General features: G+C 72.8%; 20 protein-coding genes and 1 pseudogene. 16 read left to right on the top strand and 5 right to left on the bottom strand.

The genetic code is table 11. The features are described 5' to 3' along the window. Positions 1-339: 339 nt before the first annotated feature. From GWI24_RS14630 to GWI24_RS14565, 14 genes and pseudogenes are all read left to right on the top strand, one after another. Positions 340-855, top strand: a pseudogene (locus GWI24_RS14630) (DUF2617 family protein); the annotation flags it as partial. 279 nt (positions 856-1,134) lie between these two features. Next, the gene (locus GWI24_RS14625; protein WP_210946380.1) at positions 1,135-2,709 is read left to right on the top strand and encodes a polyamine aminopropyltransferase; all 1,575 of its coding nucleotides are present in this window, start codon (positions 1,135-1,137) and stop codon (positions 2,707-2,709) included. A gap of 151 nt (positions 2,710-2,860) precedes the next feature. Next, positions 2,861-3,748 carry an SRPBCC domain-containing protein gene (locus GWI24_RS14620; RefSeq protein ID WP_210946378.1) on the top strand — a complete coding sequence of 296 codons (888 nt, stop codon included), beginning with the start codon at positions 2,861-2,863 and terminating at the stop codon, positions 3,746-3,748. A gap of 25 nt (positions 3,749-3,773) precedes the next feature. After that, the gene (locus tag GWI24_RS14615; protein WP_210946377.1) at positions 3,774-4,589 is read left to right on the top strand and encodes an aldose 1-epimerase; all 816 of its coding nucleotides are present in this window, start codon (positions 3,774-3,776) and stop codon (positions 4,587-4,589) included. A 123-nt stretch (positions 4,590-4,712) separates the two neighbouring features. Continuing rightward, positions 4,713-5,258, top strand: a complete 546-nt coding sequence (pyrE, locus tag GWI24_RS14610) for an orotate phosphoribosyltransferase (protein ID WP_198279142.1) — start codon at positions 4,713-4,715, stop codon at positions 5,256-5,258. 176 nt (positions 5,259-5,434) lie between these two features. Beyond that, positions 5,435-6,457 (top strand): class II fructose-bisphosphate aldolase, encoded by a 1,023-nt coding sequence (gene fbaA / locus GWI24_RS14605; RefSeq protein ID WP_210946376.1) that lies wholly within the window; start codon positions 5,435-5,437, stop codon positions 6,455-6,457. A gap of 235 nt (positions 6,458-6,692) precedes the next feature. Beyond that, positions 6,693-8,297: an MFS transporter gene (locus GWI24_RS14600; protein WP_210946375.1), complete on the top strand. Its 1,605-nt coding sequence runs from the start codon at positions 6,693-6,695 to the stop codon at positions 8,295-8,297. Positions 8,298-8,360: 63 nt separating this feature from the next. Then, a complete protein-coding gene (locus GWI24_RS14595) occupies positions 8,361-8,774 on the top strand; it encodes a DUF3151 domain-containing protein (protein ID WP_014178261.1) in 414 nt (137 codons plus the stop codon). Between the two features lie 246 nt (positions 8,775-9,020). After that, positions 9,021-9,863 carry a tryptophan 2,3-dioxygenase family protein gene (locus GWI24_RS14590; protein ID WP_210946374.1) on the top strand — a complete coding sequence of 281 codons (843 nt, stop codon included), beginning with the start codon at positions 9,021-9,023 and terminating at the stop codon, positions 9,861-9,863. After that, on the top strand, positions 9,856-11,118 hold the full coding sequence (gene kynU / locus GWI24_RS14585) for a kynureninase (RefSeq protein ID WP_210946373.1): 1,263 nt from the start codon (positions 9,856-9,858) through the stop codon (positions 11,116-11,118). Before GWI24_RS14590 ends, kynU begins: the two co-directional genes overlap by 8 nt. Before the next feature lie 3 nt (positions 11,119-11,121). Continuing rightward, positions 11,122-12,078 carry an alpha/beta hydrolase gene (locus GWI24_RS14580; protein WP_210946372.1) on the top strand — a complete coding sequence of 319 codons (957 nt, stop codon included), beginning with the start codon at positions 11,122-11,124 and terminating at the stop codon, positions 12,076-12,078. 99 nt (positions 12,079-12,177) lie between these two features. Then, positions 12,178-13,638, top strand: a complete 1,461-nt coding sequence (locus GWI24_RS14575; protein WP_308343641.1) for a histidine kinase — start codon at positions 12,178-12,180, stop codon at positions 13,636-13,638. Beyond that, positions 13,635-14,339, top strand: a complete 705-nt coding sequence (locus GWI24_RS14570) for a response regulator transcription factor (protein ID WP_210946370.1) — start codon at positions 13,635-13,637, stop codon at positions 14,337-14,339. Before GWI24_RS14575 ends, GWI24_RS14570 begins: the two co-directional genes overlap by 4 nt. A gap of 301 nt (positions 14,340-14,640) precedes the next feature. Next, complete coding sequence (locus tag GWI24_RS14565) at positions 14,641-15,864, top strand: cytochrome P450 (RefSeq protein ID WP_210946369.1); 1,224 nt, start codon at positions 14,641-14,643, stop codon at positions 15,862-15,864. A gap of 111 nt (positions 15,865-15,975) precedes the next feature. On the opposite strand, the gene GWI24_RS14560 is transcribed toward GWI24_RS14565, so the two are convergent. Both GWI24_RS14560 and GWI24_RS14555 read right to left on the bottom strand, forming a co-directional pair. Next, entirely contained in the window at positions 15,976-17,628 is a 1,653-nt protein-coding gene (locus GWI24_RS14560; protein WP_210946368.1) for an ABC transporter permease, read from the bottom strand. Further along, on the bottom strand, positions 17,625-18,542 hold the full coding sequence (locus tag GWI24_RS14555) for an ABC transporter ATP-binding protein (protein WP_210946367.1): 918 nt from the start codon (positions 18,540-18,542) through the stop codon (positions 17,625-17,627). Before GWI24_RS14555 ends, GWI24_RS14560 begins: the two co-directional genes overlap by 4 nt. 92 nt (positions 18,543-18,634) lie before the next feature. Between GWI24_RS14555 and GWI24_RS14550 the strand changes: the two genes are divergently transcribed. Then, positions 18,635-19,186 (top strand): GbsR/MarR family transcriptional regulator, encoded by a 552-nt coding sequence (locus GWI24_RS14550; protein ID WP_210946366.1) that lies wholly within the window; start codon positions 18,635-18,637, stop codon positions 19,184-19,186. A gap of 236 nt (positions 19,187-19,422) precedes the next feature. Here GWI24_RS14550 and GWI24_RS14545 read toward each other — a convergent pair whose 3' ends face one another. Continuing rightward, on the bottom strand, positions 19,423-20,472 hold the full coding sequence (locus GWI24_RS14545) for a hypothetical protein (RefSeq protein WP_210946379.1): 1,050 nt from the start codon (positions 20,470-20,472) through the stop codon (positions 19,423-19,425). Between the two features lie 214 nt (positions 20,473-20,686). Here GWI24_RS14545 and GWI24_RS14540 point away from each other — a divergent pair, with 214 nt between their 5' ends. Then, a complete protein-coding gene (locus GWI24_RS14540; protein WP_210946365.1) occupies positions 20,687-21,970 on the top strand; it encodes an adenylosuccinate synthase in 1,284 nt (427 codons plus the stop codon). A gap of 66 nt (positions 21,971-22,036) precedes the next feature. Here GWI24_RS14540 and GWI24_RS14535 read toward each other — a convergent pair whose 3' ends face one another. Both GWI24_RS14535 and GWI24_RS14530 read right to left on the bottom strand, forming a co-directional pair. Further along, entirely contained in the window at positions 22,037-23,854 is a 1,818-nt protein-coding gene (locus tag GWI24_RS14535; protein WP_210946364.1) for a DUF4328 domain-containing protein, read from the bottom strand. Between the two features lie 51 nt (positions 23,855-23,905). Further along, positions 23,906-24,820, bottom strand: a complete 915-nt coding sequence (locus tag GWI24_RS14530; RefSeq protein WP_210946363.1) for a hypothetical protein — start codon at positions 24,818-24,820, stop codon at positions 23,906-23,908. Positions 24,821-25,958 lie beyond the last annotated feature (1,138 nt).

The raw sequence follows: 25,958 nt of genomic DNA, 5'->3' as shown, positions 1-25,958 counted from the left end.
GCGCGGCCTTACGGTCGCCATGCCGTTCTTACGGTTGCCATGCCCTTCTTACGGTTGCCACGCCGTCCTTACGGCCGTGAAGCGATGAGCCAGCGCCCGGCGCGCCAACGTGCGCCGGGCGCTGGCTTGTTGAACACTTGACCTAGGGAGCGCCCTAGGGGGTGGAAACCCGGCGAAGGTGGGTAAAAACGATGTGGCGCCGAGCATTTCATGATTCCGTATACCACCAATCGACCTTACGGCCCCACGTGGGCACGAGCCGCCGTATGCGCATGCCCCTGGTCCCCCGCGGGGCGAGCTGGCCCATCTTTTTCCACTGCGTGCTTGCGGAGCCGATCCATGCTCACGACCCTCAAGACTGCCTACACCGATACCCGCGCCGCTGACCTCGCCTGGGGCCTGGGACGGGAACCGCTTCCCGCCCTCGCTGTGCTCGATCTCCAACTCCATGACTTCGCTATCCAGTTGAGGCTTCTGGGAGCCTCCCACCAGGTCCTCCTCGAAGGGGAGGGCAGCCGTTGTTCGGAGACCGTGGCCTGTATGTCCGGCAACAGCACCCCGCTTCCGCTGGGGGTTTCCACCCTCGTCGACGGCCGCGAATACGAATTCGCGGCACGTGTCGAGGAGTTGTCGCAAGAGGCCTTCGCCGGGCGCGCCCAGGAGCTGCTCGCGCTGGTGGCCGACCATCCGCACGGTCTGGCCGGTACGTTCCCCGGCAGCCCGAACGCGTTCACGGCGCTGCTCGCGCAGTGGAACGAAGGCACGGTGGGCTGGCGGACCTGGCATGCCTACCCCCAGGAGGGGCGGTTGGTCACCACCCGCACCTGTGTGGGGGCCCGGGTGCCGGCCGCGCTCCGGCCGCCGGGCGCGGGCGGGCTCGATATGGGCGGTCTGCCGGGCGGCCTGGCGGACGGGCTGTCGGGTGGCCTGCCGAGCGGTCTGCCGGGCAGTCTGCCGGGTGGCCTGGCGGACGGGCTGTCGGGTGGGGTGCCGCCCCAAGTCCCCTGCGTCTGAAGGGGATCGCGCGTGGCCGAGAGGCCATCGATGCCAGATGTACGAACGGCAATGCACTCGTGTGGGGGACGAGACGTAAGCGATATGTGACGTAGCGTTCCCTTTGTGATCGATTCGCCCATGTCCGCCGTCTCGGATGCGCCGTCGTCGCCGGAATCCGGCCCTCCGGCGCGGCTGCCGGTGCGGGCGGGGCTCGGCCGCTTCCTCGTGCTCGGCACGGTCTTCGTCTGCGCCGCCTGCGGCCTCGTCTACGAACTCGAACTCGTGGCCCTGGCCTCGTACTTGGCGGGTGACTCGGTCACCCAGGCATCCGTCGTGCTGTCCGTGATGGTCTTCGCCATGGGTGTCGGCTCGCTGCTGGCCAAGCGGCTGCGCTGCCGGGCCGCCGTGGGCTTCGGTGCCGTCGAGGCCGTGCTCGCGCTCGTCGGCGGCTGCTCGGCTATGGCGCTGTACGCGTGCTTCGCATGGGGCGGTCACTCGCGCTCCGCGCTCGTCGGCGTCTCGTTCGCCATCGGTGTGCTCATCGGGGCCGAGGTGCCGCTGCTGATGACCCTCATCCAGCGGGTGCGCCGGCAGGACGCGGGCGGCGCGGTGGCCGATCTGTTCGCGGCCGACTATGTGGGCGCGCTGGTCGGCGGGCTCGCCTTTCCCTTTCTGCTGCTGCCCGCGTTCGGCCAGCTGACCGGCGCGCTGGTCACCGGCGCGGTCAACGCGGTCGCGGGCGGCGCGCTGGTGCTCTGGCTCTTCCGCCGCGATCTGAGCGTACGGGCGCGGTGGGCGCTGATCGTCGCCAACGGGCTGGTGCTCGCCGCGCTGGCCGCGGGTGCCGTGCTGACCCCCTCGTTCGAGCGGGCCGCCCGACAGGCCGTCTACGGACCGGGGGTGCGGGTCGCGCTGCGCACCGGCGAGCAGGAGATCGTGCTGGTGGGCGGAGGGACGAGCGGGCGGCCGCTGTCCCTCTTCCTCGACGGGCGGCTGCGGGTCAGCGGGCGCGACGAGGTCCGCTACCACGAGGCGCTGATCCACCCGGCGATGGCCGCCGGACCGCACGGCCGGGTGCTGGTGCTGGGTGGGGGCGACGGGCTCGCGGCGCGCGAGATCCTGCGGTACGCGGGGGTCCGGTCGGTGACCGTCGTGGAGCGCGACGCGGAGGTGGTGCGGCTGGCCCGGCGCGATCCGGGCCTGTCCGCGCTCAACGGCGGCGCCTACCGCGATCCGCGGGTGCGGGCGGTGACGGCGGACGCCTTCGACTGGCTGCGCCGGTCCATGGCGTACGACGTGGTGGTCTGCGATCTGCCCGCCCCCGAGCTCACCCCGAGCACCAAGTACTACTCGCAGGAGTTCTACGGCCTGGCCGAGCGGGTGCTGGCGCCCGGCGGCCGGCTGGTGGTCCACGCCGGGCCGCTGCGGCCCGATCCGCGGGCGTTCTGGACGGTGGACGCGACGATGCGCTCGGTCGGGCTGCGGACCACTCCGTATGTGATCGGTGCCCCGCGCCCCGGGCGCGGCAGCCCGCACGACTGGGGCTTCGTCCTGGCGGCGCGCTCCCCGGTCGGGCTGCGGCTGGCCCCGCACCGGCCGCGGCCGCGCTCGCTGACGGAGGAGGGGCTGCGGGCGGCCCGCCGCACGGCCGAGCGCGCGCGAGAGGAAGGTCTGCCCCCGTCGACGCTCATGCGTCCGCGCTATGGGGAGTGACGCCCCGGCGGGCCCTGCGGCGGGCGCCCCCCCCCGCGTGCGGAGCGTGTCCGTGCGCCGGGGGCTCGCGTCGACGGCGTACGTCAGCGGCACGCGGAAAGTTGCGCGGGAACGGGTCTCAGGGAACGTGCGATGGGTACTGTCTTGACCTATGGAGCATGAGGTGTTCGTTCCGTTTCCCGTCGACACCGTCCGGCTGGCGCTCGCGGAGCCCGCCCGCGTCGCTCGTTGCGTTCCCGGGCTCCAGCAGGACGCCGATGAGGCCGCCGGTCCGCTCGCGGGCCGGCTGCGGCTGCGCATCGGCGGGTCCACCATCACCTATCGCGGCGCGCTGCGCGTCATCCGGCGCGCCGATGCCTTCGAGGTCGAGGGCGAGGGCGGCGAGGCGCGCGGCAGCGGCTCGGTGAAGCTCGCGCTGACCATCACGCCGAAGCCCGTCGAGGGCGGTACGGAGCTGAAGTGCTCCGGGACGGTCCACAGCGACGGGCGGCTGGCCGAGTTCGACGACGAGACGTCCATCACCGTGGCCCGCCGCATGCTGGACCGGTTCGCCGCGGCGCTCACGGCCGGGCTGGAGACGTCCCCGATCGGCGCGCCCACGGAGGACGAGGCCCCCGGCCAGGCCGCTGACGAGACCACCGATGCGGCCGCTGACGCGGGTGCGGCCGCCGTCGCGGATGAGACCGGGCTGCCGACCGAGGCCGAGCTTCCGCTGTCGGCCGACGACATGGACATCGAGGACGTCGGCGACCTCGAGGACCTCGACGGGGTGGACGCCGTCGAGGAGCCGGTCGGCTTCGGCGAGCTCGACGACCTGGACGAGGAGCCCCCGGCCGAGGCCGCCCACGCCCGCCGCACGATGATCGGCCGCTCCACCGAGGAGGTCGACCACGCCCCGCCGCGCGGCCGCTACGCCCCGGTCCCCGCGCCCGAGACCGTCTCCACCAGCGCCACCCTGCGCTGGGCCGCGCCCGCCGCGGCCGTCGTGCTCGCATCCGTCGTCGTCGTGGGCCGTCGGGTACTTCGCCGCCGCCGATGAGCCCGGGCGCATAGGCTCGGTGTTTGTGACCACCGAAGACACAACGGAGACCAAGGGCGTACGGCTGACCGCCGGGGACGCCGAGCTGACCGTCTCACCCGAGAACGGCTGCCGTATCGGTTCACTGCGCATCGGCGGTACGGAGCTGCTGCGGCAGGCCCCGCGGTTCGGGTCGTTCCCGATGGTGCCGTGGTGCGGCCGGACCGGTCTTGGCCGGTTCCGCAACGGCGGGCGGACCCACCAACTGCCCATCAACTCCCCGCCGCACGCGATCCACGGGACCGGCCGGAACGTCGAATGGGCCCCGGTCAGCACGGGGCAGTCCAGCGCGGCCTTCACCTACGACCTCGCCGACCCCTGGCCGTACGAGGGCCGGGTCACCCAGAGCTTCGAGCTCTCCCCGGACAGCCTTACCGTCACCATGAGCGTGGAGACCGAGGGCGATTCCTTCCCGGCGCAGGCGGGCTGGCATCCGTGGTTCCTGCGGAACCTCGGCGAGGGCGGCCCCGATGCCGAGATCGCCTTCGACGCCGCATGGCAGGAGGAGCGCGGCGAGGACCACCTCCCCACCGGCCGCCGGATCGCGCCGAAGCCCGGCCCCTGGGACGACTGCTTCGGGATGCCGCAGGGGGTGGACGTCACGCTCACCTGGCCCGGCCGGCTCGAGCTGAAGGTCACCAGCCGGACGGAGTGGGTGGTCGTCTACGACGAGCAGGCGGAGGCGGTGTGCGTCGAACCGCAGTCCGGCCCGCCCAACGGGCTCAACCTCATGCCGCGCCTGGTCACCCCCATCGAGCCGCTGGAGATCGCCATGACCTGGAGCTGGCGCACTCTGGCCTGACGCGGTCGGTCTCACGACTGACGTCGGTCTCACGGCTGACGCGGTCGTCGGTCTCACGACTGACGCGGTCGGTCTCACGGTACGGAGCGGCTTGGGGGGTTCCGAGGGCCACCGCATAAGCTCATGCGCATGAGCGATGCGCGTGACGCCCTGCTGCAGCAGATCAAGGACAAGGCCGTGGTCCACGGCAAGGTGACCCTCTCCTCCGGGCGTGAGGCCGACTACTACATCGACCTGCGCCGGATCACCCTGGACGCCGAGGCCGCGCCGCTGGTCGGGCAGGTCATGCTCGAGACCACGGCCGATCTGGAGTACGACGCGGTGGGCGGGCTGACGCTGGGCGCCGACCCGGTGGCCACGTCCATGCTGCACGCCGCGGCCGCGCGCGGGCGCCGGCTCGACGCCTTCGTGGTCCGCAAGGCCCAGAAGACGCACGGTATGCAGCGGCGTATCGAGGGCCCGGACATCGCGGGCCGCCGGGTGCTGGTGGTCGAGGACACCTCCACCACCGGCGGTTCGCCGCTGACCGCGGTGGAGGCGGCGCGGGAGGCGGGCGCGGAGGTCGTCGCGGTCGCGACGATCGTCGAGCGCGGCGCCGCGCCCGCGATCGCGGACGCTGGGCTGCCGTACCTCCCGGCGTACTCGCTCACCGACCTCGGGCTGAGCTGAATCATGCAGGCTGGGGAGGTGGGAGGTTTCACGTGAAACCACCCACCCCCGTCCGTGTGGTCTCGGCGTGCGCCGTGTGGAGCAATCGGCGGAGTCTGGGATTATGGCCCCGACGATGACGTCGCCCCTAGGTCAGGGCCAAGTACGACTAACCCGCACATACAAGGAGCGGTCAGATGCCCATCGCATCCCCTGAGATCTACAACGAGATGCTCGACCGGGCGAAGGCGGGCAAGTTCGCCTACCCGGCGATCAACGTGACCTCGACGCAGACTCTGCACGCCGCCCTGCGCGGCTTCGCCGAGGCGGAGAGCGACGGCATCGTCCAGATCTCCACCGGTGGTGCCGAGTTCCTGGGTGGCCAGTACAAGAAGGACATGGTGACCGGTGCGGTCGGCCTCGCCGAGCTCGCGCATGTCGTGGCCGAGAAGTACCCGGTCAACATCGCCCTCCACACCGACCACTGCCCGAAGGACAAGCTGGACGGCTATGTCCGTCCGCTGCTCAAGATCTCGCAGGAGCGCGTCGCCAAGGGCCAGAACCCGCTGTTCCAGTCCCATATGTGGGACGGCTCCGCCGAGACCCTCGCCGACAACCTCGACATCGCGCAGGAGCTGCTGGCCGAGGCGGTCAAGGCGAAGATCATCCTTGAGGTCGAGATCACCCCGACCGGTGGCGAGGAGGACGGCGTCACGCACGAGATCAACGACAAGCTGTACACGACGGTGGACGACGCCCTGCGCACTGCCGAGGCCCTGGGCCTGGGCGACAAGGGTCGCTACCTGCTGGCCGCCTCCTTCGGCAACGTCCACGGCGTCTACAAGCCGGGCAATGTCGTCCTCCGCCCGGAGCTGCTGCGTGATCTCCAGGACGGTGTCGGCGCGAAGTACGGCAAGCAGGACCCGTTCTTCTTCGTCTTCCACGGCGGCTCCGGCTCCACGGAGGAGGAGATCCGCACCGCGCTGGAGAACGGCGTGGTGAAGATGAACCTCGACACGGACACCCAGTACGCCTTCACCCGTCCGATCGCGGACCACATGTTCCGCAACTACGACGGGGTGCTGAAGGTGGATGGCGAGGTCGGCAACAAGAAGACGTACGACCCGCGGAGCTGGGGCAAGCTGGCCGAGACGGGGATGGCTGAGCGGGTCACCAAGGCTTGTGCGGATCTTCGGTCGACGGGGACGAAGCTGAAGTAGTCCTTCGGCTCGCCCCTTCGGGCCCGGCGCTCGCCTTTGCGGCGGGCCGCCGGGCCCGTTTGCTGTGCGCTGCCCTCGCGCGCCGGGCGCCTATGGTTTTGCCCGTTGCCGCTTCGTTGGCGGGTGCGGGCCGGCGGCCGGTTTGTGCCGACCCGTTCCTCCCCCAGCCACCGCTGGGAGATGCCCCCTCCGCGGAACGATTGCCCACAAACGTCGATGCGGGCATGATCCAGGTATGGGCGGCTCCACGCCCGGGGCGGGACACGCTCGGGGCAACGGTGAGCCGGTACGGCTATCCGTGCCGGCCGGGCGGTGGCTGGTGTTCACCACCGTGTTGGGCTCCGCCATGGCCCTCCTCGACAGCACCGTCGTCAATGTCGCCCTGCCGCACATCGGCCTCGACCTGGGCGCCGATCTGCCCGTACTCCAGTGGACCGTCAACGCCTACATGCTCACCCTCGCCGGGCTGATCCTGCTCGGCGGGGCGCTCGGGGACCGGTTCGGGCGGCGGCGGGTGTTCGTGATCGGGGTGGTGTGGTTCGCGCTGGCCTCGCTGGCGTGCGGGCTGGCGCCGAACGCCGGGGTGCTCATCGCCGCGCGGGCGTTCCAGGGCATCGGCGGGGCGCTGCTCACCCCCGGGTCGCTGGCGCTGATCCAGTCGGTGATCCACCCCGATGACCGGGCACGGGCGATCGGGCTGTGGTCCGGCTTCGGCGGCATCGGGGCGGCGATCGGGCCGTTCCTGGGCGGCTGGCTGGTGGACGGGCCCGGCTGGCGCTGGGTGTTCTTCATCAATGTGCCGCTGGCGGCGGTGTGTGTGCCGGTGGCTTTGCGCCACGTACCGGAGAGCCGCGATCCGCAGCCGCGCGGCCGGTTCGACGTCCTCGGTGCCGTGCTGGGGGCGGCGGCCCTCGCCCTGGTCACCTATGCGCTGATCGCCGCGCCGCAGAAGGGCGCCTCGCCCGCCGTGGTGGTTCCGGGCGTCGCCGGGCTGGCGCTGGGGGCGGTCTTCATCGTCGTGGAGCGGAGGCTGCGCGAGCCGATGCTGCCGCTCTCCATCTTCGCCTCCCGCCAGTTCAGCGCCGTCAATGTGGTGACCCTGTGCGTCTACGCGGCCTTCGGCGGCTTCTTCTTCCTCTCGGTGCTCGACCTCCAGGTGGTGGTGGGCTACTCCGCGCTCGCCGCCGGTACCGCGCTGCTGCCCACGACCACGCTGATGCTGCTGCTGTCGGCCCGTTCGGGGGAGCTGGGCAAGCGCATCGGCCCGCGGATCCCGCTGACCGTCGGCCCGCTGCTGTGCGCGGCGGGGATGTGGCTGATGACCCGGGCCGGGGTGGGGGCGGTGTACTGGCGGGACATCCTGCCCGCGCTGCTGGTGCTGGGCCTGGGCATGGTCGTGGTGGTCGCCCCGCTCACCGCGACCGTACTGGCCTCGGTGGACGTCGCCCGCGCGGGCCTGGCCAGCGGTGTCAACAACGCGGCGGCGCGGGCGGCCGGGCTGGTCGCGGTGGCGGCGCTGCCACTGCTCGCGGGGATGGGCCCGGAGGCGTACCGATCGGCGGACGCCTTCTCGAGCACCTTCCGGCGGGCGATGCCGATCTGCGCCGGGGTGCTGGTGCTGGGGGCGATCCTCGCCTGGCGCACGGTGCGCTCGGACGCGCTGGAGCAGGCGGGCGCCGAGGTGGGGGCGGAGCCCGAGAGAGCCGGGGCCGCGGTGCCGGCGGAGGGCGCCGAGGGCGTCGCGCGGGCGGCGGGGCCGCCGTGCCGCCCCGAGTGCGCCTACCACTGCGGGGTGTCCGCGCCACCCCTGGACCCGGGCGAGAGACGCCCCTCTGCCTGACCCGCGTCCTCCTCATGGCTTGAGCGTGTCGGGTGGGGCCCCGGACCAGGCAGACTGGAACCCATGGCCATTCACGAGAACCTGCTCGGGGGACCGCCCCCGACCCATCTGCCCGACGACCCGGAGCCGCGCGAGCTGCTCGCCTCCGGCGCGGCCCCGGCCGAGGTCGCCGCGAAGTACCCGGCCTCATCGCTCGCCTGGGCGCAGCTCGCCGACGAGGCGTTCGAGGCCGGCCGGGTGGTCGAGTCCTACGCGTATGCCCGCACCGGCTACCACCGCGGCCTCGACGCCCTGCGCCGCAGCGGCTGGAAGGGCCACGGTCCGGTGCCCTTCGAGCACGAGCCCAACCGGGGCTTCCTGCGCGCCCTGCACGCGCTCGCGCGCGCCGCGCAGTCCATCGGCGAGCAGGAGGAGTACGAGCGCTGCTCGACCTTCCTGCGTGAGAGCTCCCCGACCGCGGCGGACACGCTCTCCTGATCCACGTCTCCTGATTCACGTCTCCTGACCTCGCCTCTCCTGATCCGCTGAGACAGGGCGAGGCGCACCGGGCCTGTGGGGTGTCGTACGCCCCACGGGCCCCTTCCGTACTTGCCGATCGTCCGTGCTGCGCGGATGATGCGGTGCGGGGCCCCTTCGGCTGTGGGCCCCGAGGGGACCGGGGCTCCGAGACCGAAGGGAAGGGGCGGACCGCTACCCGGTAGCGAGCAGTACTCAGGAGATGCGATGTCGCAGCAGCCTGTCCCTGACCACGCCGAGTCCGACGCCCCGAATCTGGACTTCGACGGCACCACGCCGTACGAGGACTACGTCCAGGCGTCCGTGCTCACCCACCTCCAGCACCCCCTCTCCGACGACCCCGGCGAGATGGTGTTCCTGGTCACCACCCAGGTCATGGAGCTGTGGTTCACCGTGATCGTCCATGAGTGGCAGACCGCCGCGCAGGCGCTGCGCGAGGACGACCTGCCCACCGCGATGGCCGCGCTCCAGCGCTCGGCCTACGAGCTGGAGTCGCTCAACGCCTCGTGGGCACCGCTGGCCCATCTCACCCCCGGCCAGTTCAACGCGTACCGCTCCGCGCTCGGCGAGGGCTCCGGCTTCCAGTCGGCGATGTACCGGCGGCTGGAGTTCCTGCTCGGCGAGAAGTCCGCGTCCATGCTCGTCCCGCACCGGGGCGCGCCGCGGGTCCACGCCGAGCTGGAGAAGGCGCTGACCGAGCCCAGCCTCTACGACGAGGTGCTGCGCCATCTCGCGCGCCGCGGCCTCGCCGTCCCGGCCGCGGTGCTGGACCGCGATCCCGCCCTGCGCCATGAACCGGATCCCGGGGTGGAGCGGGTCTGGGAGGAGATCTACTCCGGTCCGCGCGACAGCGAGCTGATCCGGCTCGGCGAGGCGCTCACCGAGGTCGCCGAGCTGGTGTGGCGCTGGCGCAATGACCACCTGGTGGCGACCCGGCGGGCGATGGGCTCCAAGACCGGCACGGGTGGCTCGGCCGGGGTCGCCTGGCTGGAGAAGCGCGCGGCCAAGAACGTCTTCCCCGAGCTGTGGACGGCGCGTAGCCATGTCTGACGCGACGATTCCGACTGAGCCGACCGGTACCGAGCCCGTTCTGCCCGGGACCGCTCTGGCCGACGACGCCGCCAGGCTCGACGCGGCCGACCCGCTGCGCGCCAAGCGCGACGCCTTCACCCTCGACGACACGGTCTACCTCGACGGCAACTCGCTGGGCGCGCTGCCCCGCGCCGTCCCGCCCCGGCTGGCCGATGTGGTCGCCCGCGAATGGGGTGAGCTGCGCATCCGCTCCTGGGAGGAGAGCGGGTGGTGGACCGCGCCGGAGCGGATCGGCGACCGCGTCGCCCGGCTCATCGGCGCCGCCCCCGGCCAGGTCGTGGTGGGCGACTCGACGAGCGTGAACGTCTTCAAGGCGGTCGTCGCGGCCGTACGGATCGCCCAGGAGCGCGGCGCCCACCGGGATCAGATCCTGGTCGACGAGGCCACCTTCCCCACCGACGGCTATATCGCCGAGTCCGCCGCCCGGATGACCGGCTGCACCGTGCGGCCGGTGGCCGCGGGCGACGTCCCGACCGCCGTCGGCGCGCGCACCGCCGTCGCGCTCGTGAACCACGTGGACTACCGCACCGGCCGCCTCCACGACCTGCCCGGGACCACGGCCGCCGTGCACGCGGCGGGCGCGCTCGTGGTGTGGGACCTGTGCCACAGCGCGGGCGCCCTGCCGGTCGGGCTGGACGCCCATGGGGTGGACCTCGCGGTGGGCTGCACATACAAGTACCTCAACGGCGGGCCCGGCGCGCCCGCCTATCTGTATGTCGCCCAGGCCCATCAGCCCCGCTTCGACTCGCCGCTGCCCGGCTGGAACTCGCATGCCGACCCCTTCGGCATGGCCTCCGCCTACACCCCGGCCGACGGCGCGGTCCGCGGCCGCGTCGGCACCCCGGACATCCTCTCGATGCTGGCGCTGGAGGCCGCGCTCGAGGTGTGGGACGACGTGACGATCGAGGACGTCAGGGCCAAGAGCCTGGCCCTGACGGACCTCTTTCTCCGCTGCGTCGAGGACTACGTCCCGGCGGGCCGCGTCCGGTCGATCACCCCCGCCGCACACGCCGAGCGCGGCAGCCAGGTGGCGCTGCGGTGCGCGGCGGCGGGGGAGGCCGGGAAGGTGATGGCGGAACTGGTGCGGCGCGGTGTCGTGGGCGACTTCCGCCGCCCCGATGTGCTGCGCTTCGGCTTCACCCCGCTCTACACGGGCTTCGCCGAGGTGGAGCGGGCGGCGCGGGTGCTGGCCGATGTGCTGAAGGAGGGCTGACCGATGGGCGGGGCGACAGCGGGGGCGGCGGCCGAGGAGACGTCGGTCTTCGGGCTCGCGCCCGTGGATCCGGCCCGGAGCGCCGCGTACGGCGAACACCCGGACCAGGTGGTGGACTTCTACCTTCCGCCACCCGGGACGGACGGGGCCGCCCGCCCCGCCCCGCTGGTCCTCCTCTTCCACGGCGGCGCCTGGCGCGCCCCCTACGACCGCCGCCATGTCTCGCCCTTCGCCGCCTTCCTGGCGGGGCGGGGCCTGGCGGTGGCGTCCGTCGAGTACCGGCGCGGTGGGGCGGACCCCGCGCGGGCCGGGCGGTGGCCGGAGACGTTCGACGACATCGCGGCCGCCGTGGACACCGTGCCGGGTCTCGTCCGGGAGCTCGGGCTCCCCGGGGCCGACCCGGATCGCGTGGTGCTCACCGGGCACTCCGCGGGCGGCCACGCCGTGCTGTGGGCGGCGGCCCGGCATCGGCTGCCGTCCGGCACTCCCTGGCATCTGCCCTCCCCCTCCCCGCTCCGCGGTGTCGTCGCCCTCGCCCCCATCGCGGACCTGGCCACGGCCCGTGCGCTGGACGTCTGCTCCGGCGCCGTCGACGAACTCCTCGGCGAAGGCGAAGGCGAAGGCGAAGGCGAAGGCGAAGGCGAAGGCGCAGGCGAAGGCGAAGGCAGCGGTGGCAGCGGTGGTGGGGGCGATGAGCTGGCGGTCCGGCTGGGCCTCGCCGACCCCGCCGCGCTGCTGCCCACCGCGATCCCCACCACCATCGTGCAGGGCGGCACCGACATCGATGTGCCGCCGGCGGTCGCGGACGCCTTCGCGGAGGCGGCGGCCCGCGCCGGACAGGACGTACGGCTGATCAGGACCGACGGCGGCCACTTCCCGCCCATCGACCCCACGACGCCCGCCGCGCACACCGTCGCCGACGAGATCGCAAGGCTGGCGGCGGCGCACCCCGCCACGTAACACCGAGCCGGGCCCCGCCACGTAGTACTTCAGACGGACACCGCACAATCCACATTCACGGGGACGACGCCGCGGCGCCCGCTCCCTACCGTGGACGGCGTGACTGAGACGATTCCGCGGACCGAACTCCGCACCATCCGCCAGGCGTTCTCCGATCTGCGGAAGGACTTGATCACCGGCTCCTTCGCCCTCCGCCCGGTGCCGCCGCTGGCCGCCACGCATCCGCTGGTGCGCCATGCGCCCCGGGCGGTGCGGCCGTACGCGCCGTGGTTGCCGCATGCCGCGATCGTGGCCGGCGCGTTCTATCTCATGGCCGTGGCGAGTGAAACCGAGAGCATGGGACTGGCACTGCTCAGTGCCGTACCCCTGCTGCTGGCGCTCTACCGGCCGATCGGCGCCTGGTGGCTGTCCTTCGCGGCGAGTGTCTTCTGGGGCCTGGCCGTCGCCGAACCGGTCGGGAGCAGCATGTGGCCCTGGCCGGCGACCCTCTTCGCCTCGCATGTCGCGGTGATGGTGATCGTCGCGAGCCAGAACCTCCCGCGGGTGGCCGGGCAGATGCTGCTGCTCACGGCAGTGTTCGGAATCGCCTGCGATTTCACCGCCGATGGGGGGCACACGAACGCCTTCCCGATGGTGGTCACCTCCTGCGTCATCGTGGGCGCCGTCGTCGCCCGGCGCAGTCTGCGCGAGACCAAGCAGCAGGTCGCCGTGCAGCAGTCGGCCACCTACGAGGAGCGCTCCCGCCGCACCCTGCTGGAGGAGCGCGCGACCATCGCCCGTGAGCTGCACGACGTCGTCGCGCACCACATGTCCGTGATCGCCATCCAGGCGGAGGCGGCGCCCTACCGGGTGGCGAACCCGCCCGAGGAGCTGGCCACCAGCTTCGCGACCATCCGTGAGAACGCGGTCGCCGCGCTCACCGAACTCCGCCGCGTCCTCGGCGTCGTCCGCGCCGACGACCCCGATGCCTACGCCGACGCCGACCCTGAGGCGCCCCAGCCGACCCTCGCCACGCTCGACACGCTCTTCGCGGGGGTCCGGGCGGCGGGGCTGACCGTCGAGCACATCACCACCGGCGCCGTACGGCCGCTGCCCTCCGGGGTGGAGCTGTCCGCGTACCGGATCGTCCAGGAGGCGCTGTCCAACGCGCTGCGGCACGCGCCCGGCAGCACCGCCCGCGTCGAAGTCGCGTACGTCCTCGGCGGTCTGGGCCTGCGGATCGTCAACGGCCCGCCCACCCAGGCCGTACGGCCCTCGCCGGGCATGGGCCATGGGCTGCTCGGGATGCGGGAGCGCGTGGCCATGCTGAACGGGGAGATGACGGCGGGCGGGGTGGAGGAGGACGGCGGCTACGAGGTCGCGGTCTTCATCCCGGCCGCCGCGGTCCCCGAAGCGGAGGCCTCCGGCCCGGAGGCATCGGCACCGAAGCAGGGGCACGCGCCGGATTCATCGGGCCAGGCATCGGGCCAGACGCCGGGCCAGGCATCGGGCCAGGCGCCTGGCCAGGCGCCGGGGCTGAAGAAGGGGCCCGGCCCGGAGGGGGAGACGATGAAGCCATGACCACCGACGCCCCCTCCCTCCCCTCTCCCATCCGCGTGCTGATCGCCGACGACCAGGTGATGGTCCGCGAGGGCTTCTCCGTGCTGCTGAACGCCCAGCCCGATATCGAGGTCGTCGGCGAGGCGGTCGACGGGCGCCAGGCCATCGCCCAGGTGGCCGCGCTGCGCCCCGATGTCGTCCTGATGGACATCCGGATGCCGGAGGTCAACGGCCTCGAGGCCACCCGTGAGATCGTCGCGGCGGACGCGGACGCCAAGGTGCTCGTCCTGACCACCTTCGACCTGGACGAGTACGTCTACCAGGCGCTGCGCGCCGGAGCGAGCGGCTTTCTGCTCAAGGACGCCTCCGCCCGGCAGCTCGGCGACGCGGTACGTATCGTCGCGGCGGGCGAGGCGCTGCTGGCCCCGGCCGTCACCAAGCGCCTGATCAGCACGTTCTCGCGGATCGGCGAGGCCGCCGGGTTCGGTGGTCCGCTTCCCTCCCCGCAGGGGCGGCTGGCCGAGCTGACCGAGCGGGAGAACGAGGTCCTGGTACTGGTCGCCCAGGGCTGCTCCAACGCCGAGATCGCCGAGCGGCTGATCGTCGCCGAGTCGACGGTGAAGACGCATGTCAGCCGGATCCTGGTGAAGCTGGGGCTGCGCGACCGCACCCAGGCGGCGGTGTTCGCCTACGAGGTCCGCCTGGTGACGCCCGGAGGCTGACCGGGCCCCGGAGGACCCTAAGCGGCCTCGCTGAAGTCCGGTGCGGTTGGTTGCGCCCCGAAGGGGCGCGGGGAACTGCGCGAACAGCCACGACGCGGCCGCGGATGAACGACCGGACCTCGCGGCACTTCCCGCGAAGCGCTTAGTGATCCTCCTGGAGGCACCTGCGCCCCCGGAGGCTGCCCCGCCTCTTCGGAGGCACCCGGCGGGCCCCTGGCGGCTGGCCGGGGCACCGGAGGAGGACCCGCTGACCCGCCTGTGACCCCTGGAGGCCGAGCGGGCCCGGCGGTACCGTCCGGGGATGAGCAGCAGCGCGGAAGCCCCCGCCTTCGACCCCTGGCGGCCGTCGTTCGTCGCGGACCCGTATCCGGCCTACGCCGAGCTGCGCGAGCGCGGCCGGGTGCACTGGTTCGAGCCCTCCCGCCAGTGGCTGATCCCGCGTCATGCGGATGTCGGCGCGCTGCTGCGGGACCGCAGGCTCGGCCGCACCTATCTCCACCGCTTCGGCCATGAGGAGTTCGGCCGCACCGCGCCGCCACCCGAGCACGAGCCGTTCCACACCCTCAACGACCACGGCATGCTCGACCTGGAACCGCCGGACCACACCCGGCTGCGGCGGCTCGTCTCCAAGGCGTTCACCCCGCGGACGGTCGAGGCGCTGGTGCCGACGATCCAGCGGCTGGCGGAGGAACTCGTCGACTCCCTCGTCGCCTCGGGCGGCGGCGATCTCATCGAGACGGTCGCCGAACCGCTGCCGGTCGCCGTGATCGCCGAGATGCTGGGCATTCCGCCCGCCGACCGCCCCGCCCTGCGGCCCTGGTCGGCGGATATCTGCGGGATGTACGAGCTGAGCCCGGGCGAGGAGACGGCGCGCCGGGCCGTGCGCGCGTCCGTCGAATTCTCCGCGTATCTGCGCGAGTTGATCGAGGCGCGCCGCAAGGCCCCGGGGGACGATCTGATCAGCGGGCTCATCGCCGCGCACGACGAGGGCGACCGGCTCACCGAGCAGGAGATGATCTCCACCTGTGTGCTGCTGCTCAACGCGGGCCATGAGGCCACGGTCAACACCACCGGGAACGGCTGGTGGGCGCTCTTCCGCCACCCCGGGCAGCTCGCCCTGCTCCGTGCCGACCCCGACGCGCTGCTGCCCACCGCCGTGGACGAGCTGCTGCGCTACGACACCCCGCTGCAGCTCTTCGAGCGGTGGGTGCTGGAGGACATCGAGGTCGGCGGCACGGTCATCCCGCGCGGCAGCGAGGTCGCGCTGCTCTTCGGCTCGGCCAACCGCGACCCGGCCCGCTTCGACCGCCCCGACACCCTCGATCTCTCCCGCACCGACAACCCCCACATCAGCTTCGGCGCCGGGATCCACTACTGCCTGGGCGCCCCGCTGGCCCGTCTGGAGCTGATCGCCTCCTTCGGCGCCCTGCTCCGCAAGGCGCCCGGGCTGCGGCTGGTCAAGGAGCCGGAGCGGGGGGCGAACTTCGTCATCCGTGGCCTGCGGGAGCTCCAGGTCGAGCTCTGAGCACGGAGCCCTGCGCACAAAGACCTGGCACACCAGACAAACGAGCCCCCTGTTGTCCACAGGCTGTGGACAACAGGGGGCGGTTGCCGGGGTGTGGTGGGCCGACGGGGGTCAGCCGCCGATGTCACGGCGGCGCATACCCACCAGTCCTCCGGCGGCGAGAACGACCGAGAGGAGCAGCAGCCACAGGAACGGTGCGGCCGTCACCTCGTCGCCCGGCAGCTTCGGCAGATGGCTGAAGGGCGAGGTGTCCATGACGGAATCGGACAGCTCCAGCGCCGGGCCCATCCAGCCCAGGGCGACCACCCAGCCGACGAAGGCCCAGGCCGCGGCCGAGTACTTCGGCACCACGCCCACGAGGAAGAGTGTCACGCTGGTGAGCACCCACAGCGCCGGGAGCTGGGCGAGGGCGGCACCGAGGCAGCGGGGGAGCTGGTCGGCCAGATCGCCCGCCGCGATGCCGTAGCCCAGCCCCAGCGCCAGACCGCCGATGGCGAGGATGACGACCGGGCCGAGGTACGCGATCACCAGATGGCTCCCGGCCCAGCGCAGCCGGCCGACGGCGTTGGCCAGCAGGGGCTCAGCGCGCTGGTCGGTCTCCTCGCCGCGCAGCCGCAGCACGGAGGTGGTGGTGTAGACGGTGAGGATGGTGCCGAGGACGCCGACCATGGCGGCCAGGAACGCGTCGTTCAGCCCCTGGGCGCCGCCCATCCGCTGGATGATGTCGCGGGTCTTGTCGCTGTCGCCGAGGAAGTCGTTCGCACCGTCGGAGATGCCTCCGAAGATGGCGCCCGCGAAGACGAAGCCCGCGGCCCAGCCGAACAGGGCACCGCGCTGCAGCCGCCAGCCCAGGCCGTAGACCCCGCTCAGCAGCGGGCCGGCGGCCGGCGGGCCGGGACGGCTGGCGTAGAAGCTGGCGCCTACGTCGCGACGCCCGGCGAGGGAGTACGCGAAGGCGATCGAGGCCGCGGCGAGCACGGCGATCAGCAGCAGCGGCCACCAGCGCTCGTCCGCGTACGGCCGGGCGTACTCGGCCCAGCCCAGCGGCGAGAGCCAGACCAGGACATGGCCGGAGCCCCTGCTGCCGTCCTCGGCGGCGTCACCCGCCATGCGCAGCACGAAGGCGACGCCGACCGCGGCGGAGCTCAGGCCCCGGGCCAGCCGTGCGTTCTCCGTGAGCTGGGCGGCGACGGCGGCCAGACCGCCGAAGGCCATACCGGACAGCCCGACGGCGAGGCCGAGGGCCAGCGCGCCGGTGCCGCCCTGGCCCGCGAGGCTGCCCGCGATGAGCAGGGTCACCGCGCCGTTGGCGATGGCCACCGCGAGCAGGGCCGAGGTGAGCCCCGCGCGGCGGCCGACCATGCCCGCGGAGAGCGCCTCCTGGCGGCCGGTCTCCTCCTCCTCACGGGTGTGCCGGATCACGATGAGCAGGCTCATGATCGCGGCGAACACCGTAAGGAAGGCACCCACGCGCCAGACGGTCAGCGCGCCCAGCGTGTCGTCGAAGGCGGCGCCGAACAGGGCCCGGGTCGAGCCGTTCCCGTTCATGTCCTCGACGAGGTCGGCGCGCCGGGCGGGGGTGTCGTACGCGCTCTTCAGACGGCCGACGGTGCTGCTGGCCGTGAGCCCCAGGCACAGCACCCACACCGGCATCATGATCCGGTCGCGGCGCAGGGCGAGCCGCAGCAGCGTGCCCGTGCCCGCCAGATCGTGGGCCGATCCGCGGGCGCGGGGGGAGACCCGGGCGTCGGCTACGGCGGTCATCGGGCGATCGCCTCGGCTTCCGTGCGCGTGATGTCGTCCTGGTAGTGGCGCATGAAGAGCTCTTCCAGGGTGGGCGGGGTGGAGATGAGGCTGCGCACCCCGACCTGGGTGAGCTGCCGCAGCACGGCGTCCATCTTGTCGGAGTCGACCTGGAGCTTGACCTGGCTGCCCTGGATGTCCACGTTGTGCACACCGGGGAGCCCGGACAGGCCGTTGGGCTCGCCGGCGAGCTCGGCGGTCACCGACGTACGGGTCAGATGGCGCAGCTCGGCGAGGCTGCCGGACTCCACCCGCCGGCCCTTGCGGATGATGCTCACCCTCCGGCAGAGCGCCTCGACCTCGCTGAGGATGTGGCTGGAGAGCAGCACCGTACGACCGCGGTCGCGCTCCTCGGCGACGCACTCGCGGAAGACCTCCTCCATGAGCGGGTCGAGCCCGGAGGTCGGCTCGTCGAGGATCAGCAGCTCCACTTCGGATGCGAACGCGGCGACCAGGGCGACCTTCTGTCGATTGCCCTTGGAGTACGTACGGCCCTTCTTGGTGGGGTCGAGCTCGAATCGCTCCAGGAGCTCGGCCCGGCGTGCGGTGTCCAGCCCACCGCGCAGCCGCCCGTACAGGTCGATGACCTCTCCACCGCTCAGGTTGCGCCACAGGGTGACGTCTCCGGGGACGTACGCGATGTGGCGGTGGAGGTCGACCGCGTCGTGCCAGGGGTCCTTGCCGAGCATCTGCACCGCGCCGGAGTCGGCGCGGAGCAGCCCGAGGAGGACCCGGATGGTCGTGGACTTCCCGGCGCCGTTGGGCCCGAGGAAGCCATGGACCTCACCTGCCTCGACTTCGAGGTCGAGGCCGTCCAACGCGTGGGTCCGGCCGAAGGACTTGTGGAGGCCGGACACGGAGATTGCCGTTTTCATGATTTCGAAGCTACGCTAGTTTCACAAATTTGTGAAGTTAAGGAACCGTATAAACTTATGATGATGTGACGAAGAGGGGAGATGATGAAGCGGTGAGGGAGACGATCGAACCGGGGGGCGCGCCCGATCACGCGCGCGGTGAAGCGACGCGTGACGAGGCGGCGGTGTCCAGGTTCGTCGAGCGGTTCGCGGCCGATCTGGCCGAGGCCGGGATGCAGCGCATGGCGGCGCGGGTCTTCGCGGCGCTTCTCGTCTCCGACTCCGGGGCGCTCACCTCGGCGGAGCTCGCCGAGCGGCTGCGGATCAGCCCCGCCGCGGTCTCGGGCGCCATCCGCTATCTGTCCCAGGTGGACATGGTGGTGCGGGAGCGCGAGCCGGGCTCCCGCCGCGATCGCTACCGGCTCTACAACGAGGTCTGGTACGAGACGCTGACCCGCCGCGACCAGATGGTCGCCCGCTGGGAGAGCACCATGCGCGACGGCGCGAAGGTGCTCGGCCCCGGCACCCCGGCGGGGCTGCGGATCACCGAGACCGCCGACTTCTTCGAGTTCGTCCAGCGGGAGCTGCCCAAGATGCTGGAGCGCTGGCGCGCCCAGCAGGCCGAGCGCCGCGCCGCCGAGGCCCGCGAGGCCGAAGCGGGCTGACCGCCCCGCCCGCGCGCCACCCCGGCCCCGCCCGGCGGCGGGCCGTCCGGCCGAGAGCCGCGGGCGTGTCCGGCCCGGTGGCGGCGTGCGATGCCGTCTGCCCGGTGGCCGTGTGATCGGGTCGTCCGCCCCGGCGACGGTGGTGTCCGGCCGGTGGCGGAAGTGTCCCGTCCGACGGCGGCGCGCCCGCCGCCGGGCGCCGCGGCGGTTACGGCCCGGGACGGCGCGAGTGGGGCTCAAGGGCGGTGGGGGAGGATCAGGCTCCAGGCCTCGGCCCGGACCGTCCAGGTGCGGCTGCGGACCGGGCCGCGGATCAGCGCGTCCGCGTGGTAGCGGAAGTCCGGTCCGGAGACGGTGACGGCGCGTGCCCGGGTGCGCAGGGGGCCGCCCGCCGCATGGGGGTGGACCACGACCTCGGCCAGCCCGCCGCCCGGCGCGGCCGTCGAGACCGACACCCGCTCCACCGGCCGGTCCAGATCGCTCAGCAGCACCCCGTCCGCCTCGATCCGCAGCCGCTGCGGCGGTGGATGCGCCGGGCGCCGGGCGCCGCCCGCCAGGCCGATCACCGGGAGCGAGAGCAGCGTCAGCGCGGTGCGGGCGGTGCGGGCCGCCGGGCTCCACCACGGCCGGTGGCCATCGCCTTCCCCGTCGGGGCCCTCCCGGTCGTGGCCGGGCGGGCCCGTGCCGTCCCGGCCGTCCTCGCCGTCCTCGGCCCGGCGGCGGTCGTGGACGCAAGGGTCGCAGCCGCAGTCCCGGCCCCTCGCCCCGTCGCCGTGCGGGCCCGGGCCGTGCCCGTCCGTCCCGTCCATTCCGTCCGGCCCGGCCGCCGCGCCGCGGTCGGCGCCCGGCATCCCGTCGTGCGCACCGTAAGGAGCGAGCCCGGAGGGGATCCGCAGACCGCCGAGGACCACCCCGCCGCTCTCGTCCACCAGCAGGTCACGCGGGCGCGCGGTCCCGTCGAGGACCGTACGGGCCGCGGCGACCGCGTCCGTCGGCACCCCGAGCGAATGGGCCAGGGCGACCGTGGCGGAGCCGCCCACCGGGACCACCGACAGCGCGGCGTCCGCCAGCTCCCGCCGCCGGTGCAGCAGCTCCACCATCCGCAGCAGGGCACGGTCGTCGCCCACCAGCACCGGCCGGCGGGCGCCCCGGCGGGCCAGCGCCCGCTCGACCTCCTCCGGGCCGTCCGGCAGGCAGATTTTCGTCTTCGCGCCCGCACACAGCACATCCTTCGCGATCCGCACCGACTCCCCGTCCGTGCGGCGGGCGTTGGGGTCGATGACCATGAGCAGCGGGCGCCCCCGGACGGTGTCCGGCGCAGGGGGCCGGGGATCTGGAGCCGACACCTCGGTCCTTCCTCAGGTAATCTCTCGGTGCAAGAGCCCCTGTCGCTGTTGCGCCAGGGGCTTCGTCTATCCGGGGCACCGGTTCGACGGCTCTTGTGGTGGCGCGCGTCACCATGCACGTTGGACATGCCCCGCCCGGAAGGGGTGTACGCCTGTGCCCGCACTTGTGCTGCTCGGTGCTCAGTGGGGTGACGAGGGCAAGGGAAAGGCCACCGATCTGCTCGGTGGCTCCGTGGACTATGTAGTGCGCTACCAGGGCGGTAACAACGCGGGCCACACGGTGGTGGTCGGCGACCAGAAGTACGCGCTGCACCTCCTCCCGTCCGGAATCCTCTCGCCCGGGTGTACCCCGGTCATCGGCAACGGCGTCGTCGTGGACCCCGCGGTCCTGCTCTCCGAGCTGAGCGGTCTCGCCGACCGCGGCGTCGACACGTCCAAGCTGCTGATCAGCGGTAACGCCCATCTGATCACGCCGTATCACACGACCCTCGACAAGGTGTCGGAACGATTCCTCGGCAAGCGGAAGATCGGCACCACCGGCCGTGGCATCGGCCCGACCTACGCGGACAAGATCAACCGGGTGGGCATCCGGGTCCAGGACCTCTTCGACGAGTCGATCCTGCGGCAGAAGGTCGAGGCGGCCCTGGACTACAAGAACCAGGTGCTGGCCAAGCTCTACAACCGCCGCGCCATCGCGGTCGACCAGGTCGTCGAGGAGCTGCTGGGCTACGCGGACCGGCTCAGCGGCTATGTCGCCGACACCACCCTGCTGCTCAACAACGCCATCGACCAGGGCCAGGTCGTGCTCTTCGAGGGCGGGCAGGGCACCCTGCTCGACGTCGATCACGGCACGTACCCCTTCGTCACCTCCTCCAACCCGACCGCGGGCGGCGCCTGCACCGGCACCGGAGTGGGCCCGACGAAGATCAGCCGCGTGATCGGCATCCTGAAGGCGTACACCACCCGCGTCGGCGCGGGCCCGTTCCCCACCGAGCTCCTCGACGAGGACGGCGAGAAGCTGCGCACCATCGGCGGCGAGCGCGGTGTGACCACCGGGCGCGACCGGCGCTGCGGCTGGTTCGACGCGGTCATCGCGCGCTATGCGACCCGGGTCAACGGCCTGACCGACTTCTTCCTCACCAAGCTTGACGTGCTCACCGGCTGGGAGCGGATCCCGGTGTGCGTGGCGTACGAGATCGACGGCAAGCGCGTCGAGGAGCTGCCGTACAGCCAGACCGACTTCCACCACGCCAAGCCGATCTACGAGACGCTGCCGGGCTGGTCGGAGGACATCACCCAGGCCAAGACCTTCGACGAGCTGCCGAAGAACGCGCAGAAGTACGTCCAGGCGCTCGAGGAGATGTCGGGCGCCCCGATCTCCGCGATCGGCGTCGGGCCGGGCCGTGATGAGACCATCCAGATCAACTCGTTCCTCTGACCCCTCGGCGGGAGCGCGGCTCTCGGGAGGCCGGCTCCCGGGAGCGCGGCCCGCGCGCCGGCGTCGCTACGCCGCGGGCGGGCCGAACACCCCGGCGGGCTGCTGCGGCTGACCGACGGGCCGCGCGGCCCGCTGCTCCTGCATCTTGGTGATCCGCCGCACCACGGCGATGGCCAGCAGCGCGGTCAGGATGCCGATCGAGTCGTCGACGATGCTGATGGCGATGGTGGGGCGCTGATCCTGGGAGTTGTCGCCGACGATCTCGCTGATCCCGTTCACCGGGAACATCAGGAACATGATCACGAAGAACGTCCACCACCAGTGCAGCACCGCGCGGCCGCGGCGTCCGGGCCCCGGCGGAGTGCTGGAGGTCCAGACGTCGTTGGCGATCTGCTTGGGCAGCCACAGCTGGGCGATCGGGATGAACCAGGCGCCCACGGAGTAGCCGCTGCCGAACCGCTGCCGCCCGGGGTTGAGCACCGTGGAGTTGATGTAGGCGGTCCGGAACCAGACCAGCCACAGCACGACGAGCACGAGCGCGGCGACACCGGTGCCGCTGTCCATCGCCTCGACATCGCTCCGCTTGGTGTGGAGGTCGTCGGGGACCACGCCGGAGTCGCGCGCGAAGTACGCGTCGAGCAGCGAGATGTTCAGCGCCATGTCGAGGAGTGTCAGCACCAGCCAGATGCCGAACATGCTCATCAGCGCGGTGGCCAGACCTCGGATCGGCCTCAGCCGCGTGCCCTGGGCGGGGAAGCCCATCGGCGTCTGATAACCGCCCTGCCAGGGCTGGGTGGTGGGCTGGGACATCTGGTACGCGGGACCCCCGGACGCGTGGGCGTGGGGGGTCGCGTACGCCGACGGCGTCGGCGTGCCGTACGCGGAGGGGCCGGGCGGGGTGTGCGCGGCGGCCTGGGGGTGGCCGTACGCCGACGGGCCCTGCTGCGGCGCCATGGCGTTCGGCTGCGCGTTCTCGGCCTCCACCTCCAGCAGCTGGAGCGCGTCCCGCCCCAGCCGGGCGAGCAGTCCGCCCGGCAGCCAGGGCTCGCCGTCATCGCCCACCGGCTGGGTGGCGGCCACCAGCTCTTCCACCGACGGCCGCTTGGCCGGGTCCTTGTCCAGGCACGCGGTGACCAGCCCGCGCGCGCCGTCGGGGAGCCCCACCAGATCGGGCTCCTCCTGGGCTATTCGGTACATCAGGGCGTGGATGCCGCTGTCCAGGTTGCCGAAGGGCTGGCGTCCGGTGGCGGCGAAGGCGAGCACCGAGCCGAGGCAGAAGACATCGCTCGCGGCGGTGACCGGCTCGCCGCGCACCTGCTCGGGCGACATGAACCCGGGCGAGCCGACGACCGCGCCGGTCATCGTCAGATTGCCGCCCGTGGTGGTGCCCACGGCGTCCAGGGCGCGCGCGATGCCGAAGTCGATGACGCGCGGACCGTCGATGGTGACCAGGATGTTGGACGGCTTCAGATCGCGGTGGACCAGCCCGGCGCCGTGGATGTCGCGCAGCGCGAGAGCCAGTCCGTTCGCCAGGATCCGCAACGAGCGCTCGGGCAGCGCCCCGAAGTCCTCGGCGACGACGCTGTGCAGGGACGGACCGCCGATGTAGCCGGTGGCCACCCACGGCACCTCGGCGTCGGTGTCGGCGTCGAGGACGGGTGCGGTCCACTGCCCGCCGACTCGTCTGGCCGCCTCCACCTCCCGCTTGAAGCGGCCGCGGAAGTCGGCCTGGCGTGCGAGTTCGGCCTGTACGAGCTTCACCGCTACGGTGCGGCCGCGGGCGGAGCGGGCGAGATAGACCCGGCCCATTCCGCCCTCGCCCAGCTTGCCGAGCAGCCGGTACTCGCCGATCCACCGCGGGTCCTGGGCCCCGAGGTTCTCCATCGCGGTGTGGCTCCTGTCCCTGTGCCGATAGTCCCTCTGCCGATCGGCCGATCAGTCGAGGCGGGTGAACGTCTGTGTCATCGTCTCATCGCTGTAATCGTCCGGGTCGTCATATTCGACACGCAGCTTGTCATGTCCGGAAGATGTGAACGTGAGTGACGTGCCGGGTCCGCAGAGATTCTTGGGGGTGCCCCCGGTGAACTTGGAGGGGCTGACGACGAGTCCCTTCTCCACCGAGGCCAGGATCCGGTCACCCTCGCAGTGGTACTTCTTGCTGTCCGCGACCTCCTGAGCCACCACGGAGCCGATCGCGCCCTGCTTGATGGTGATCTTCAACGTGGCGTCGGGCTTCCCGAACGCGTCCTTGGCCAGCCAAGTGCCCACGTACCCGGAGGGGATGGGCTTGCCGCCGCTCTTGGAGGGGCGCAGCGTCGCCTCGGAGGAGCCGTCCGTGGTGCTCCAGGCGAGGGTGCCGTCGTTACCTATCCGCAGCGTCTGCTCGCCGACCGCGCTGCAACTGTCCTCGGGGATGCTGGTGGCCACCTCCTCATCCTCGATGAGGAGCAGGCTGTCCACCGACTTGAGCTTGGCGGAGTCCTGGCAGAACGAGTCCGAGTCGGAGGTCAGGGTCTCGGCGACGACCGCGCCGACCGGCCCCTGCGAGAGCACGACCCGGCGGATCTTGCCGGTCGACTCGCCGCTCTCCTTGATCTCGCCCTCCCAGGCGCCCAGATACTCGGTGGGCACGTCGCCGGACGTCTCCAGCTTGGTCGCGGACGGATCGGGGCCGTCCGAACCCCCGGAGGAGCCCTTGGAGTTGCCGCCGCCTGATCCGCCCGGGTCGGGCGGGGTGTGGGTCATCTTGTCGTAGTCGGTCTTGGCCCGGTCGCCCTTGTCGTCGTTCCCCTTGATGATGGCGAGCGCGGCGCCCCCGGCTATGAGGGCGGTGGCGACGGCGGCGGACACGACGATGAGCGTCTTACGGCGCCGCCGGTTCGGCTTCGGGGGCGTCTGCGGTGCGCCGCCCCCGGGCCCGCTTGGCGCTCCTGGGCCGCCCGGCCCGCCTGGCCCACTCGGTCCGCCGAACCCGGCGGAAGGCGACCCGGCGGCCGCCCCGAACGAGGTGACCGCGGGCGGTCCAAAGCCATGCGATGGCGTCGGCGGCTCGCCCTCCGCGCCCGCCTGCGGCGCCTGCGGGGGCATGGCGTGCGACGGGTAGCCGTACGCCCCGGGGGCGTAGGGCCCGGCGGAACCGGGCGAGTTGGGAGAGGCGCCGCCCGGGCCCGCCTGCGGCGGGGCGGCGTTTCCGGGCGCTCCGTGGCCGGGCGTGGCTGTGTGCGGTGTGCCCGCGAGTGGCGTGCCCGCGTGCGGCCCGGCGGAGGGTCCGCCGGGGGTTCCGGGTGCGGCGGCGTGCGGGGTGCCGTGATCCGGCCCGGCCTGCCCGGTGCCCGGGTGCGGTGCGGCGGCAGGGCCGCTGGGTGTTGCGTGTGGGGCGCCGTGGCCCGGTGTGGCACCACCGGATGCGTTGGCGGCGCTACTGGGTGCGTTGGGCGCGGCGGCGGAGCCCCCGGCTGCCCCGGCCTGTGGCGGGGTGGCGTTTCCGGGGGCGCCGTGGCCCGGTGCGCCCGTGTGCGGGGTGCCGTGATCCGGCCCGGCCTGCCCGGTGCCTGCGTGCGGTGGGGCGGAGGGCCCGCCGGGCGTGGCGGGTGGGGCCGCGTTCGGAGTGCCGTGGCTTGGCGCGGCGCCCCCAGGCGCCTGCGGCGCACCTGACTGCGGTGCGGCGGCAGGTCCGCCGGGTGTCGCGGGCGCGGCGCCACCGGATGCGTCGGGCGATGCGGTGGAGCCTCCCGTCGCCCCTGCCTGCGGCGGGGTGGCGCTTCCGGATGCGCCGTGGCCCGCTCCAGCCTGCGGCGTGCCCGCCGATGGCGTGGCGCCCTGCGGACCTGCGGCCGCCCCGCTGGGGTCTGGCGCGGCGGCCTGCGGGGCGCCGACCGGGCCGGCGGGCCGGCGCGGGTCGGCCGACGGCGTGCCTGCCTGTGGCCCGGCGGCCGGATTGGGTTTGCCCTGGTCCTCGCCCGCCTGCGGCGCGGCCGGGTACCCGCCG

It is taken from the genome of Streptomyces sp. MK37H, from assembly GCF_018035285.1.
Classification (GTDB): domain Bacteria; phylum Actinomycetota; class Actinomycetes; order Streptomycetales; family Streptomycetaceae; genus Streptomyces; species Streptomyces endocoffeicus.
The sequence above is the reverse complement of the archived record's forward strand: the minus strand, read 5'-3'. Positions and strand labels throughout refer to the sequence as shown.